The sequence below is a fragment of the Mameliella sp. LZ-28 genome (assembly GCF_012274245.1).
GTDB classification, from domain to species: Bacteria; Pseudomonadota; Alphaproteobacteria; order Rhodobacterales; family Rhodobacteraceae; genus Antarctobacter; species Antarctobacter albus.
The window spans coordinates 217,579-231,668 of record NZ_JAANYX010000011.1 but is presented as its reverse complement, the minus strand read 5'-3'; the positions used below and the strand labels follow the sequence as shown (position 1 = coordinate 231,668).

Below are 14,090 nucleotides of genomic sequence, written 5' to 3'. Positions count from 1 at the left end.
GCCGTTTCAGCTGGCGCGACGCGCCTCCGGAAAGCTGACAACATTGCCCGTGGGCGCGGTTTTGGCCGGGCCGCGGGTTTTCAGTTCATGGACGATGGCCGGGGCAAAGCCCGCATCGACCCGACGCAGGTTGCGCGCCCTGCGAACGTCCCGCTCTTCACGCAGGTCGAACTGGATCAGGTCCCCTGCATCGAGGTCCAAACAGTCGTGCAGGTTCTGCTCCGCTGCCGTGTAATAGGCGAGATTGCCGTGGTCCTCGCACCAGATCACAGCCTTGCTGTCACTGGCATCCGCCCACAATACAACGCCAAACATCTGATCTTGCATTAGTACACCCACTGATGGTCGCCTGTTCAGGGTGAAGGAATCCTTTCCAACCCGACAGATTATTTTCCGTGTCGCCTCCTTGATTTTTGTGGCGCAAGACGTCACTTTTGGCGCCAATGAGCATCAACACTGACGCTACTTCGCATCAAGAGCCGCCACAGGTTCGGGTCAAAAGGCAAAAATGCTGCACTTCAAAGGCACTACGGGACAGGATCGCGACAACATGGCGGAAAGAATTGCCACAAATTCGACCAAGCGAGGCCCGACGCCGTCCGAACTCCGCAGCATGCTTGGCGCCAACCTGAGACAGCTGTCACAACGCGCGCCATCGATTTCGGCCCTTTGCCGCGAGCTGGGGATCAACCGGACCCAGTACAACCGCTACCTGGCCGGCGAGAGTTTCCCGCGGCCGGACGTGCTGCATAGGATCTGTACCTATTTCAACGTCGACGCGCGCATCCTTCTGGAACCCGTCAGCGACATCAGCGGCGGCAATGCCAGCATCTTCAACAACCCCGCGATCTCGGATTTCCTGGGCGGTGCCACCCGGCCTGTCGGGGAAGAGGACTTTCCCAGCGGGTTCTATCGCTTCGCGCGGCGCAGTTTCCTGGACGAGAACATGTTCGTGCGCGGCCTGATCTACGTGTTCCGCAATCGCCAGGGCACCTTTCTCAAGGGGTTCGAAGCCAAGGATGCGATGCGCCAGCAGGGTCTGCCCACCGATCCCGCCACACGAGAATTCCGCGGCGCGGTGATCCCCCAGGAAGACGGCATTGCCGCCCTGGTCAGCCGGCATGGCTCGATCACCTCCTCCTTCAACTACCTTGCGCGCATCCCGTCCTTCGAGAACAACTTCTGGGCCGGCTACGTGACCCGCACGGTCCGCGAGAACGTCGCCGGAAGGCGGGTTGAACGCCTGGTCTACGAGTACCTCGGCAGCAGGATGAAGGATGTCCTGCCCGCGGCGCGCAGCTCGGGCTTCTGCCTTGAATCCGACTTGCTGACCTACCAGCGCAACCTGCTGAAACCCGGCGAACCCTTCGTCTAGAACCCACCGGCGCCATCCAAGGTCGCTTTGATACAATCCGTGTCGGGTTTGTTCGGGACAAGAGCGCATTCTGCAACTAACGCGGAGTCCAATCCACGTCAGCAGAAGGCCTTTCCCGATGACCATTGCCCCGACCGATCTTGACAGCGTCCGCCGTCCCGTCGCCCAGGCCAATGGCCTGCCGAATGCGCATTACATCGACCCGGTCGTCTTCGCCGAAGAGCGCGACGCGCTGCTCTTTTCCCAGTGGGCCGGACTGGCCGTGGCTGCGGACGTGCCGGAGAACGGCGATGCAAAGCCGATCACCTTCCTCGGCATGCCGCTCCTGCTGCTGCGGGGCCGCGACGGCGCCGTGCGCGTGTTCCAGAACATCTGCCGCCACCGCGGAATGATCCTGGTCGAGGAAGCCCGCAAGATCGAGGGCGCGATCCGCTGCCCCTATCACTCATGGTGCTACGGCTCCGATGGCCGCCTCGTCAGCACGCCGCACGTGGGTGGCCCCGGTCACAACACTCACGAGGCGATCGACCGCGCGACGCTTGGCCTGATCGAGGTCCGCAGCCACATCTGGCGCGACGTGGTCTGGATCAACGTCACGGGGGATGCGCCGGCCTTCGAAGAGGCGATGAGCGACGTCATGACCCGCTGGGCGGAGTTCGAACAGCCGGTCTATCACGGCGGCGCCGACAGCACGATCACGCTGGAAGTCCAGACCAACTGGAAACTTGCGGTCGAGAACTACTGCGAGAGCTACCACCTGCCCTGGGTCCACCCCGGCCTGAACTCCTATTCGAGGCTCGAAGACCACTACAACATCGAACAGCCCGGCGCCTATTCCGGCCAGGGCACGCTGGTCTACCGGCAGGTCACAAACGAGAACGGAGAACCCTTCCCCGATTTCGAGGGGATCAGCGACAAGTGGGACACCGCCGCCGAATACATCGCGGTTTATCCCAACGTCCTCTTGGGCGTGCACCGCGACCACGCCTTTGCCATCGTCCTCCTGCCAGAGGGGCCGGCCAAGACGGTCGAGAACATCCATCTCTATTATTCCCAGCCCAAGACCGACAGCGGGCTGCGGCAGCGGAACACGCAGCTGTGGAAGACGGTGTTCGAGGAAGACATCTTTGTCGTCGAGGGCATGCAGCGCGGGCGCTACGCCTCGGGCTTTGACGGCGGCCGGTTCTCGCCGGCGATGGACAGCCCCACCCACTGTTTCCATGATTGGGTCGCCGCCAAGATACAGACCCACCGCAGCCTGTCGGACGCGGCCGAATGATGGCGCTGGACGATATGCTGCTCGCAGCGCATGCGGCGGATGATCGCCCTGCGCTGGTGGGCCTGTACGCGCAGGCGGCAGAGACGGTGAACGACCTGGATGCCGCCTGTTTCTACCTGACCCATGCCTATGTCTTTGCGCTGGAGCTGGGTGACACGCGCGCCACGGCCCTGCATGCGCGTCTCAAGGCCGAGGGGCGCGAGGCCTGACAACATGGCTGAGAGGGGCTGCCAGGCGCCTCTCAGCCACCATTAGGCCACCGCATGCGCCTCGGCCTCGTGCCGGGTGCCATAGGCAATCATGTCGTACAGGTGCCAGGTGGCATGCCCCAGCAGCGGCAGCGAGACGAACAGCCCCAGGAACCCGGGCAGCATCGATACCAAGGTGACCGCTGCCACGAAGACGGCCCAGGCGAACATCGGCACCGGGTGCTTCTGGACGTAGCTGAAAGAGGTGATCATCCCGGTCACGAAATCGATGTCCCGGTCCAGCAGCATGGGCAGCGACAGCACCGAGATCATGTAGAGCACAACCGAAAAAACCGCGCCGACCCCGGTGCCGACCGCAAGCATCGTCAGCCCGTTGGCGGTGAAATAGATGTCCAGCGAGCTGGAGACATTGGTCATCGTGGACAGGCCAAGGAACAGCGCAAAGATCATGTGCGCAAGGAAGAACCAGAACAGGAAGATCACCAGCACCACCGCCCCCAGCCAGGGCAACTGCCCGCCGCCAGAACGTTTCACCACGCTCAGGATCTGCATCCAGTCCAGGGGACGGTCCTGCTCGATCCTGCGGCTGACATCGTAAAAGCCTACCGCCGCAAAGGGCGCAATCAGGGGAAAGCCGATGGCCGCGAAGACCAGCCAATAGCTTTGCCCGGTGATCCAGGTGATCCAGGCCATGAACCAGCCACCCAGGACGTAGACAGAGGCAAAGAGCAGGGCAAAGCCCGGCGCGCGACGCAGGTCGCTCCACCCGCGCCGCAGCGCCTCGCGCAGCATTGCCGCGTCGACGGGGCCTAGATCCGGAACACCGGGCTTGGGGGTATCGGGCATCGCTTTCCTCCTACCGAGCCTTTCCTCCGGCATTCAGTAAAGGAGATATGACCCGCGCAGGCAAGAACAGGTTTGGCGCCGACGCCATTGGCACACGCGCAGGCGGACGATTGGACGACCCCACACTCCAGCGCTGCGCCCTCGCCGTGCCAGGCGCGCGGCCCGGCTTCTTTGGTTTGAAAAATACCTCGGGGGGCGCCGAAGGCGCGGGGGCAGCGCCCCCTCCCACCGCCGAGGATCAATCCTCGGCCTGGGCGTCCGCGCGGCTCTTGCCTGCCACGTTCATCGCCAGGGTCGCCGCCATGAAGGGGTCAAGATCCCCGTCCAGAACGCCAGAGGTGTCGGCGGTCTCGTAGTTGGTGCGCAGGTCCTTGACCATCTGGTAGGGCTGCAACACGTAGGACCGGATCTGGTTGCCCCAGCCCGCATCCCCCTTGGCCTCGTGCAGGGCGTTGACCTCGGCGTTCCGCTTGTCCAGTTCCAGCTGGTAGAGCCGCGATTTCAGCGCCTTCATGGCGATGTCCCGGTTCTGGTGCTGCGACTTTTCCGACGAGGTCACGACAATCCCCGTGGGCGCGTGCGTGATCCGCACCGCCGAGTCGGTGGTGTTGACGTGCTGACCACCGGCGCCCGACGACCGGAAGGTGTCGATGCGGATGTCGGCCGGGTTCACTTCGATCTCGATATTGTCGTCGATCACCGGATAGGCGCCCACGGCGGCGAACGACGTCTCGCGCGTGCCCTTGCCAAAGGGCGAGATCCGGACCAGCCGGTGCGTGCCGCTCTCGGACTTCAGCCAGCCATAGGCGTTCGGCCCCTTGATCTGGTAGGTGGCGGACTTGATCCCCGCCTCGGCGCCGGCCTGCTCTTCCTGCAGGTCGACCTCGAAACCGCGCTTTTCGGCCCAGCGGACGTACATCCGGGCCAGCATCTGTGCCCAGTCGCAGGCCTCTGTGCCGCCGGCACCCGCCTTGATTTCCAGGAAGGCATCGTTGCCGTCCGTCTCGCCGTTCAAGAGCGCCTCGAGTTCCTTCTTGGCGGCCTTGTCGACCAGCGCGGCAATCGCCGCCTCGGCCTCGGAGACAACCTCCTGGTCGTCCTCCATCTCGCCCAGTTCGATCAATTCGATCTGGTCGGCGAGATCCTGTTTCATGGCCGTGTAGGTTTCCATCGCGTCGACCAGCTGCTGACGTTCGCGCATCAGTTTCTGCGCCGCCGCCGGGTCATCCCAGAGGTTCGGGTCCTCGACCCGAGCGTTGAATTCCTCCAGCCGGTGCTGGGCCGTGCCCCAGTCCATGCGCTGGGCCAGCAGGTCGAGCGATTTCTCGATCTTTTCCACGTGGTTCTGGGTCTCTGCGCGCATGTCTTATGGTCCTGTCTCGGTCCTCTCGGGTGATGCGTGATAGCAAGGGGCAGGCGGACGGGCAAGCCGGGGAACAGCAGGGCGGACCGATTGAGCCCGGTGCCCCGCCCTGCCCGTCCTCGCGGACGAGTATGTCAGTACAGCCCGCCAGAGCTGAGCGTGCCAAAGCCCGCCTTTGGTCCCACGATGGCCTTGTCGCCGGTCGAGGTCGTGACCTCCTGCGCGACGGTCGATCCGTCCGGCTGGATCACGTCAAAGGTGCCCGAGATCGCAAAGCCGCCGTCGAACATCACGCCGAAGATGGGCTCTTCGCCGAGGCGGAAGCACTCGGAAACGACGTTGGGGCCGCTGGCATCGTCCGGCAGGCGCGCGCCAGAGAAACGGTCGATCTTGATGAACTGGCATTCCTCGGGAACCTTGAAGTTGCCGCCCCCGTATTTCTTGACAGCTTCCTTCATGAATTCGTTGAACACCGGGCCACACATGCCGCCCCCCGAGGCCCCGCGGCCCAGGGACCGCGGCGTGTCGTAGCCGATGTAGCAGCCCGCCACGATATTCGAGGTGAAGCCGACGAACCAGACATCCTTGGCGTCGTTCGTGGTGCCGGTCTTGCCCGCGGTCGGCACGCTGAGGTTGACGGTACGCGCGGCGGTGCCGCGCTCGACGACGCCGCGCATCATCGAGGTCAGCTGATAGGCGGTGACGGCGTTCATCACCCTTTCACGCTCGTCGGCGATACGCGGCGCCTGTCCCTCCGGCAGGTCAGGATTGTCGCAATCGACGCAGACCCGTTTGTTGCCAAAGACGGATTCATGCGAATAGACGGTGGTGCCGTAGCGGTCCTGAACCCGGTCGACCAGCGTCGGTTCGACCCGCTCGCCGCCGTTGGCGAACATCGCGTAGGCGGCGACCATGCGGAACAGGGTCGTCTCATCCGCGCCCAGCGAGTTCGCGATGGACAGGCCCATGCGGTCGTAGACCCCGAATTTCTCGGCATAGCTGGCGACGATGTCCATGCCCACTTCCTGCGCGAGGCGGATCGTCATCAGGTTCCGCGACCGTTCGATCCCGGTGCGCAGCGGTGTCGGGCCGTAATACTGGTGAGAGGCGTTCTTGGGGCGCCAGACGCCGGCACCGGTGTCCACCTCGATCGGGGCGTCGACAACGATGGTCGCGGGCGAATAGCCCGAATCCAGCGCCGAGGCATAGACGAAGGGCTTGAAGCTCGACCCCGGCTGGCGCATCGCCTGCGTTGCCCGGTTGAAGACCGAGTTCTGGTACGAGAACCCGCCCTGCATGGCGATGACGCGGCCCGTGTGGGCGTCCATCGCCATGAAACCGCCCTGCACTTCGGGCACCTGCCGCAGGCTCCAGCGAATAAAGGCGCCGTCGCTGTCCTGGGTCATCTGGCGGACATGGATCACGTCGCCGGGTTCGAAATTGTCGAAAAGACTGCCCTTGAACCAGTCGGTGTCGGATCGGGGCACGGTCATGCCGCGTGGATCGTCCAGAGCCACGTCCTCGATCCCAAGGAGCAGAGAATTGTCGCGCACCTCGCGCACCACCGCCACGTGCCAGGGGTGTTCCAGCTCGATGTCACGGGCCACGCGCAGGTCTGCCAGGGCTTCGCGCCACTTTGCCTCGTCGCCCAGGGTATCGGCCGGAATCGTCTTGCCGGTGCCGCGCCATGCACCGCGCGAACGGTCGTATTGTTCCAGCGCGCTGCGCAGCGCCTGGGCTGCCTTCCCCTGCATCTCGGGGTCCAGCGTCGCGCGAACGGAATACCCGCCGGAAAAGAACTGTTCCTCGCCAAAGTCGCGGCTCAACTGGCGGCGGATCTCGTCGGTGAAATAGTCACGGGGTGGCAGCGACCGCTGGTAAGGTTCGAAATCACCGTTCTGAACGGATTTCAGCGGCATCGCGACCTCGGCCTCATAAGTGGCCTCGTCGATATACCCGTTCTCGAACATTTCCTTCAGCACGAAATCGCGCCGTTCGCGGAGACGCTCCTTGCGGCGCACCGGATGGTAATCCGACGGCGCCTTGGGCAACGAGGCGAGCGTCGCCGCCTCATGCGGGGCGAGTTCCGACAGGGTCTTGTTGAAATAGACCTGTGCGGCGGCGGTGACGCCGTAGGCGTTCTGGCCCAGAAAGATCTCGTTCAGGTACAGTTCAAGGATCTTTTCCTTGTCCAGCGCGCCTTCGACGCGGCTGGCCAAGATGATCTCCTTGATCTTGCGTTCAACGCGACGGTCGCCCGACAGAAGAAAGTTCTTCATCACCTGCTGAGTGATCGTCGAGGCGCCGCGCGTGTTCCCGCGTGCCGTGTCGATGGCCGCCGACACGATGGCGCGCGGGTCATAGCCATTGTGGGTATAGAACGACTTGTCCTCGGCAGAAATGAAGGCATGCTTGACCATGTCCGGGATTTCGCGCGCCGGCGTGAACAGGCGCCGTTCCTGCGCGAATTCGTCGATCACGCGGCCCTCGGCCGAATAGATCCGGCTGATCGTCGGCGGCGAATACTGCGCCAGGTGTTCGTGGCTGGGCAGGTCGCGCCCGTACATCCAGAACACGGCCCCGATGGTCAGCGCGACCATCATGGCGCCCATTGTCACGACCGAGAAGATCGCCCCGAAGAAGGAAAAGATGAAACGCAGCACATGCGGCTCCCGCTACCCGACTGAAGCCGTGTTTATAGCGCATAAGGGCATGGGTCAAAACACATCGACGCGCGCCGGGCGGCGGTTTGCCGAAATGGCGCCCTATTGCCGTCGCAGGCGCGACAGGGCCTCGTCCTCCAATGCCCAGGCCGCGATCCCGTCCCGCAGGCCGCGCGCCATGCCCGCACGCCAGACCGGATCCTGCAGGTTGCGCAGGTCCTGTTCCGTCGACAGGAACCCAAGTTCGACCAGCACGGATGGAATGTCGGCCGATTTCAGCACCGAAAAAGCCGCCTGACGCAGCGGGTCCTTGTGCACATGGCCCAATGAGCCGTCTATCCCGGCGACGATATGTTCGGCCAGCGCCTGGCTGCGCGGCGTATTGTCGAGCCGGGCCAGATCCATCAGGATCTGGGCGACCCTGTCATCGGTTCCGGTCAGGTCCAGCCCCGCCAGCAGGTCGTCCCGGTCGTGCCGTTCGGCCAGGGCCGCCGAGGCCGCGTCGGACGCCTCTTCGGCCAGCGTGTAGACCGCGGCCCCATGCGCCACACCCTCTTCCAGCGCATCCGCGTGCAAGGAGATGAAGAGGTCCGCACCGACCTCATGGGCGTATTTCACCCGCCCTTCGAGAGAGACAAAGCGATCCTCCTGCCGGGTCAGCCGCACATCGTAGTCACCCGACCGCAAGAGAATCTCGCGCAGTTCCAGCGCGAATGTCAGCACCAGATCCGCCTCTGTCACGCCATCCCTCTGCGCGCCGGGGTCGATGCCGCCGTGCCCCGGGTCAAGGACGATGGTCAGGGGGCGGTCCGGGTCCGGGACAGAGCGGCGGGCCCGCGGGCGGGTCTGGACCCAGGACGGATCGGCCGGCGGTCCGGCGGTGTTGGCAAAGCGCTCGGCATCACCCGGTTCCAGTTGCAGGGTGAGTTCGGCACCCGCCCCATCGGGCAGAACGCGCATTCCGGCGCTTTGCACCAGCATCGGCTCTGCCAGTTCCGCCACCAGTCGCGACCAGCCGGGGCGAAACAGCCCCATGCGCAGCGCACTGATCCGGTCACTCTGATCCAGGTCGGCGGGATCGGCGCCCTGCCAGTCGACTTCGGCGAAGTCCAGCACCAGCCGGTCGGGCTCTGTCAGGGTGAACACCCGCCAGGGCACGCCCTGCGACAGGGTCAGCGTCAGCTCGGTGCCGCCGAACCGGCGATCCTCGATCCGCCCGTCGATCAGCCGGGCGAGCCCGGCATCCTGCGCGGCGGCACTGCCGGCCCAGAGGCTCAGCGCCATCAGGAGAGTAAGAAATCTGCTCATTTGCCCCGGTTCCGGTGTTTGCCGCACTCTAGGGGCATCCGGTCAGGTCGATCAATCCCGGACGGACCGGTTCAGGCGGCGCCCTGCCCGCGTGCGGCCATGAAGGCCCCGAGCCGCGCAAGCCCTTCCTTGATCTCCTCGGTCGACTGGGCATAGGCAAAGCGCAGCGTGCCGCCCCCCCGCACCGGGTCGAAATCCAGCCCCGGCGTCACGGCAACGCCCGCCTGGTCCAGGATCTCGCGGGCAAAGGCACGGCTGTCATTGGTCAGATGGCTCACATCCGCGTAGACGTAAAAGGCCCCGTCCGGCGGTGCGATCCGATCGAAGCCAATCCGCGGCAAGCCGTCCAGCATCAACTGGCGATTGCGCGCATAGACGGCCAGGTTTTCTTCCAGCTCGTCCTGTGCGTCCAGCGCCGCAAGCGCCGCAACCTGGGCGGCATGCGTCGGACAGATGAACAGGTTCTGGGCCAGGCGTTCGAATTGGCGGACCATGTCCTCGGGCACCACTAGCCAGCCGATCCGCCAGCCGGTCATCGAGAAGTACTTGGAGAAGGAGTTGATCACCACGACATCGTCGCTGATTTCCAACGCCGAGACCGCGTCCTTTTCATACTCGATCCCGTGATAGATCTCATCCGACAGGAAGGCCGCGCCTCGCGCCTGGGCGTCCGCGATCAGCGCGGCCAGTTCCGGCTTTTCCAGCATCGTGCCGCTGGGATTCGCCGGGCTGGCAACCAAAAGCCCCTCGTAGTCTATTCCGGCGAGGTCCCTGGGCGTGGGTTGATAGCGGTTTTCCGCCGAGCACTGCACCTCGACCGGGGTCACGTCCAGCGCCTTGAGGATCTGCCGGTACGACGGGTATCCGGGCGCGCCCAGGGCCATGCGGTCGCCCGCATCGAACAGCGCGGTAAAGGCCAGAATGAAGCCGCCGGAGGACCCCGGCGTGACCACCACCCGGCCCGGATCCAGGTCGATCCCGTACCACTCATCATAGAGTTTCGCGATGCGGGCGCGCAGTTCCGGCAGCCCAAGCGCGACGGTGTATCCCAGAGGATCGTTTTCCATGTCGCGCGTCAGGGCGGCGCGGGCCGCGGCGGGCGCAGGGGTGCCGGGCTGGCCCAGTTCCATGTGGACGATGCTGCGCCCGCCGGCCTCTGCCAGGCGTGCCGCTTCCATCACGTCCATCACGATAAAGGGATCAACCGCGCCCCGCCTTGAATTCCGCATGCCTGCCTCTCTACTGTGTCGCCAGTGAGGCTTACGAGCACAAGGAGCAGCCCGTCAATGATACGCCACACGATCCTGTCCCGTCTGACCGCCCTGGTCATGGCTCTGTCCATTCTGGCAGCAGCTCCGGCCCAGGCGGCCACCACGCTCTTGCGCGACGCGGACATGGAATATGCGCTGCGCCAGCTTGCCGCGCCCATTCTGACCGCCGCCGGCCTCAGCCCGCAGCAGGTCAAGATCATCGTGATCGACGACGGGTCGCTGAACGCCTTTGTCACCGATACGCGGCATATCTTTCTGCATTCCGGCCTGATCATGCGGCTGGACAGTGCCGAGGCCCTGCAGGCCGTGATCGCGCACGAGGCCGCGCATATCGCCAATGGCCATATCGCGCGCCGCCTTGGCAACCTGCGGGCCGCGCGCACCGCCGCCGGAATCGGCATGGCGCTGGCCGCGGCCGCCGCGGCGGCAGGGGCCAACAGCCAGGCGGCGGCCGCCGCCGCCATCGGGTCGCAATCCTCGGCCATGCGGCTGTTCATGTCGCATACCCGGGCCGAGGAATCCGCCGCCGACATCTCCTCTGTCCGGTTCATGATGCGCGCGGGTGTCGATCCGCGCGGCGCGCTGGAGGTGCAAAAGCTCTTTCGCGGGCAAGAAGCCCTGTCAGTCGGTCGCCAGGACCCCTACATGCGCACCCACCCGATGACCCGCGACCGCCAGCGCGCGCTCGAGGCGCTGGTGGCGGGACAGAAGAGTCCGGGCCGGGATGCCACCGCGCAATACTGGTTCAAACGGGCGCAGGGCAAGCTGACTGCCTTCAAGCGTGCGCCGTCCTGGACGCTACGGCGCCTCAAGGACAGTGGAAGCCAGGACATCGCCCACATGCGCGAGGCCGTGGCCTGGCACCGCCAGTCGAACTTGAAAAAATCCCTCTCCGCCATCGACCGCGCCATCGCGCTGCGCCCCGGCGATCCCTACCTGCTGGAACTCAAGGGCCAGATCCTGCTGGAGTCGCGCCAGTTCGGCGCCGCCGTCCAGATCTACCAGGCGGCTGCCAATCGCGCCCCGCGCGAACCGCTGATCCTGGGCGGGCTGGGTCGTTCGCTGCTGGCGACCGGGAACCACCGGCAGGCTCTCAAGGCACTGGAGGCGGCACGCGGACGTGATTTCACCGATGCCCGCGTCTTGCGTGACCTTGCCGTCGCCTATGCCAAGACCGGGCAGCCGGGCATGGCCTCGGTCGTGACCGCGGAACGCTACGCCCTGCAAGGGCGCCTCAAGGACGCAAGGCTGCACGCGGAACGCGCGGTTGCCACGCTGCCCCGCGGCTCTGCCCCGTGGCAACGGGCACAGGATGTGCTAAGTGCGGCGAAACAGGCCAAATAACAGACAACATGATTGGGAGTCCCCATGTTCACCTCGACCAAATTCCTTCGCGGCAGTGCCGCTGCCCTCTGCCTTCTGGTGGCCCCGATGGTGCAGGCCCAGGACGACGGCGGCTTTGATTTCTCGTCCATGACGCCCGACCAGCGCGCGGCCTTCGGGGCACAGGTGCGCGAATACCTGCTGGAAAACCCGCAGGTCATCATGGAGGCGGTCGCCGTCCTCGAAGACCGCGAAAAACAGGCGCAGGCGGCGCAGGACGACGCCCTGGTGACCGACAACATGGCGCGCCTTCTGGATGACGGGTTCTCCTATGTCGGCGGCAACCCCGATGGCGACGTCACCGTGATCGAGTTCATGGACTACCGCTGTGGCTATTGCCGCCGCGCCCACCCCGAGGTCGAAGAGCTGATCGCCAGCGATGGCAACATCCGCTACATCCTCAAGGAATTCCCGATCCTGGGCGAGGCCTCGATGGTTTCGTCGAAATTCGCCGTCGCCACGCATATCGTTGCCGGGGATGAGGCCTACAAGGCCGTGCATGACGCGCTGATCACGCTGGAAGGCAACCCGGGTAACGGACCGCTGCGCCGGATCGCGCAGACACTGGGCCTGGATGCCGATGCGATCATGGCCGAGATGGAGAGCGACGAAGTCGCCCGCCGCATCGCGGAAACCCGTGAACTGGCGATTGCCATGAACATCAACGGCACACCCAGCTTCGTCTTCGGCGAGGAAATGGTGCGCGGCTACGCCCCGCTGCCGACCATGCGCCAGATCATCGAAGACCAGCGCGCCGCCGAGTGATCCGGGCCGCGCTTCTGTTGTGCGCCTTCTGCGCCAGCCCCGTGCTGGCGCAGGAGATGACGCTGTCGGAACGGTTGCGGGCGCTGAGCGCGCCAGCGCCGACAGATTTCTACGAAGATGAACGCCAGGGCGACCTGGACCTTATCGCAAGCCATGCGCCGGCGCTGTTCGGCGACGAAGGCGCCGTGATCGTCATGTTCAGCGGGCCGGAGTGCGGCAGCTGTGGCACGGCCTGGACCGACTTGCAGGACATGGCCCAGGCGCAGGGGGTCCCGGTGCGTCTGCTGGACACGGGTGAGCCCGAAAACGCCGCGCTGATGCAGGCGCTCACGCTGGACACCCTGCCCTCATATGTCATGCGGGACAGGTTGATCCGGGGTGAGATGCCCGCCTTTGTGCTGGGGCGATACCTGGCGGAATGAGGCGGGCTACTCCGCCGCTTCCGCCTGTTCGGCCTCGATGACTTCTGCCCGCTTCTCGACCTCTTCGACGATGTGCTCGATCATCTGGTCGTTGGACATCTTGTGGCTGGCCTTGCCCGCAAGGTAGACCATGCCGCTGCCCGCGCCGCCGCCGGTAAAGCCGACGTCCGTCATCAGCGCCTCGCCGGGGCCGTTCACGACGCAGCCGATGATCGACAGGCTCATCGGTGTCTTGATGTGCTCCAGCCTTTTTTCAAGCACTTCCACGGTCTTGATCACATCGAACCCCTGCCGGGCACAGGACGGGCATGAGATGATGTTGACGCCGCGATGGCGCAGGCCAAGCGATTTCAGGATCTCGTAGCCGACCTTGACCTCTTCGACCGGGTCCGCCGACAGAGATACGCGGATCGTGTCACCGATCCCCATCCAAAGCAGGTTGCCCAGGCCGATGGCGCTCTTGATCGTGCCGGACATGAGACCCCCGGCCTCGGTGATGCCAAGGTGGATGGGCGCGTCCGTCTGTTCAGCAAGCTGCTGGTAAGCGGCGGCGGCCATGAAGACGTCAGAGGCCTTGCAGCTGATCTTGAACTCGTGGAAATCGTTGTCCTGCAGGATCTTGATGTGGTCCAGCCCGCTTTCGACCATCGCGTCGGGGCAGGGTTCGCCGTATTTCTCCAGCAGGTGTTTTTCGAGGCTGCCCGCGTTCACGCCAATCCGGATCGAGCAGTTGTGATCGCGCGCCGCCTGGATCACCTCGCGCACGCGGTCTTGGCTGCCGATGTTGCCCGGGTTGATCCGCAGGCAGGCGGCTCCGGCCTCGGCGGCCTCGATCCCGCGCTTGTAGTGGAAATGAATGTCGGCGACGATCGGCACCGGGCTTTCGCGCACGATCTCCTTCAACGCGCGCGACGAGTCTTCGTCGGGGACAGAGACCCGGACGATGTCGGCGCCCGCGTCAGCTGCGGCCTGTACCTGCTTGATCGTACCGGGAATATCCGTGGTGACCGTGTTGGTCATGGTCTGCACGCTGATCGGTGCATCCCCCCCGACGGGGACGTTTCCCACCATGATCTGCCGGGATGTGCGACGATAGATATTGCGCCACGGGCGGACGTGATTGAGGCTCATGCGCTCTGTCCTGTGTTTGCGTTGGTCTCGAGGCGGACACTAGTCCCTGCGCGCGCCACAGACCAGCCCGTGCGC

Annotated in this window: 13 protein-coding genes; 6 read left to right on the top strand and 7 right to left on the bottom strand. The window is 64.8% G+C overall.

The annotated features are described in order from the left end of the window. Positions 1 to 6: 6 nt before the first annotated feature. Positions 7 to 327 carry a hypothetical protein gene (locus G9Q80_RS07705; RefSeq protein WP_069086674.1) on the bottom strand — a complete coding sequence of 107 codons (321 nt, stop codon included), beginning with the start codon at positions 325 to 327 and terminating at the stop codon, positions 7 to 9. Positions 328 to 613: 286 nt separating this feature from the next. Here G9Q80_RS07705 and G9Q80_RS07700 point away from each other — a divergent pair, with 286 nt between their 5' ends. The 3 genes from G9Q80_RS07700 (at position 614) to G9Q80_RS07690 (ending at position 2,863) form a co-directional block, all read left to right on the top strand. Beyond that, on the top strand, positions 614 to 1,375 hold the full coding sequence (locus G9Q80_RS07700; protein ID WP_043139126.1) for a helix-turn-helix domain-containing protein: 762 nt from the start codon (positions 614 to 616) through the stop codon (positions 1,373 to 1,375). A 118-nt stretch (positions 1,376 to 1,493) separates the two neighbouring features. After that, positions 1,494 to 2,654: an aromatic ring-hydroxylating oxygenase subunit alpha gene (locus G9Q80_RS07695; RefSeq protein WP_088713837.1), complete on the top strand. Its 1,161-nt coding sequence runs from the start codon at positions 1,494 to 1,496 to the stop codon at positions 2,652 to 2,654. Next, positions 2,651 to 2,863: a hypothetical protein gene (locus tag G9Q80_RS07690; protein ID WP_172429916.1), complete on the top strand. Its 213-nt coding sequence runs from the start codon at positions 2,651 to 2,653 to the stop codon at positions 2,861 to 2,863. The genes G9Q80_RS07695 and G9Q80_RS07690 overlap by 4 nt, the downstream gene beginning before the upstream one ends. Positions 2,864 to 2,905: 42 nt before the next feature. On the opposite strand, the gene G9Q80_RS07685 is transcribed toward G9Q80_RS07690, so the two are convergent. From G9Q80_RS07685 to G9Q80_RS07665, 5 genes are all read right to left on the bottom strand, one after another. Then, complete coding sequence (locus tag G9Q80_RS07685; protein WP_088668534.1) at positions 2,906 to 3,709, bottom strand: DUF2189 domain-containing protein; 804 nt, start codon at positions 3,707 to 3,709, stop codon at positions 2,906 to 2,908. A gap of 238 nt (positions 3,710 to 3,947) precedes the next feature. After that, complete coding sequence (gene prfB, locus G9Q80_RS07680) at positions 3,948 to 5,072, bottom strand: peptide chain release factor 2 (RefSeq protein WP_043138724.1); 1,125 nt, start codon at positions 5,070 to 5,072, stop codon at positions 3,948 to 3,950. Between the two features lie 134 nt (positions 5,073 to 5,206). Further along, complete coding sequence (locus G9Q80_RS07675) at positions 5,207 to 7,735, bottom strand: penicillin-binding protein 1A (protein WP_088713838.1); 2,529 nt, start codon at positions 7,733 to 7,735, stop codon at positions 5,207 to 5,209. A 102-nt stretch (positions 7,736 to 7,837) separates the two neighbouring features. Continuing rightward, positions 7,838 to 9,043: an N-acetylmuramoyl-L-alanine amidase gene (locus G9Q80_RS07670; protein WP_088713839.1), complete on the bottom strand. Its 1,206-nt coding sequence runs from the start codon at positions 9,041 to 9,043 to the stop codon at positions 7,838 to 7,840. Positions 9,044 to 9,114: 71 nt separating this feature from the next. Further along, entirely contained in the window at positions 9,115 to 10,272 is a 1,158-nt protein-coding gene (locus tag G9Q80_RS07665; RefSeq protein ID WP_069208884.1) for an aminotransferase class I/II-fold pyridoxal phosphate-dependent enzyme, read from the bottom strand. A 57-nt stretch (positions 10,273 to 10,329) separates the two neighbouring features. Here G9Q80_RS07665 and G9Q80_RS07660 point away from each other — a divergent pair, with 57 nt between their 5' ends. Genes G9Q80_RS07660 through G9Q80_RS07650 form a run of 3 tightly spaced genes read left to right on the top strand, consistent with a single transcriptional unit; the run spans position 10,330 to position 12,884 of the window. After that, positions 10,330 to 11,658 carry a M48 family metalloprotease gene (locus G9Q80_RS07660; protein WP_088713840.1) on the top strand — a complete coding sequence of 443 codons (1,329 nt, stop codon included), beginning with the start codon at positions 10,330 to 10,332 and terminating at the stop codon, positions 11,656 to 11,658. A gap of 24 nt (positions 11,659 to 11,682) precedes the next feature. Then, positions 11,683 to 12,462 carry a DsbA family protein gene (locus G9Q80_RS07655; RefSeq protein WP_088713841.1) on the top strand — a complete coding sequence of 260 codons (780 nt, stop codon included), beginning with the start codon at positions 11,683 to 11,685 and terminating at the stop codon, positions 12,460 to 12,462. After that, positions 12,459 to 12,884: a hypothetical protein gene (locus G9Q80_RS07650; protein ID WP_088713842.1), complete on the top strand. Its 426-nt coding sequence runs from the start codon at positions 12,459 to 12,461 to the stop codon at positions 12,882 to 12,884. Before G9Q80_RS07655 ends, G9Q80_RS07650 begins: the two co-directional genes overlap by 4 nt. A 6-nt stretch (positions 12,885 to 12,890) precedes the next feature. Here G9Q80_RS07650 and ispG read toward each other — a convergent pair whose 3' ends face one another. Further along, complete coding sequence (gene ispG / locus G9Q80_RS07645; protein WP_088668539.1) at positions 12,891 to 14,015, bottom strand: flavodoxin-dependent (E)-4-hydroxy-3-methylbut-2-enyl-diphosphate synthase; 1,125 nt, start codon at positions 14,013 to 14,015, stop codon at positions 12,891 to 12,893. Positions 14,016 to 14,090 lie beyond the last annotated feature (75 nt).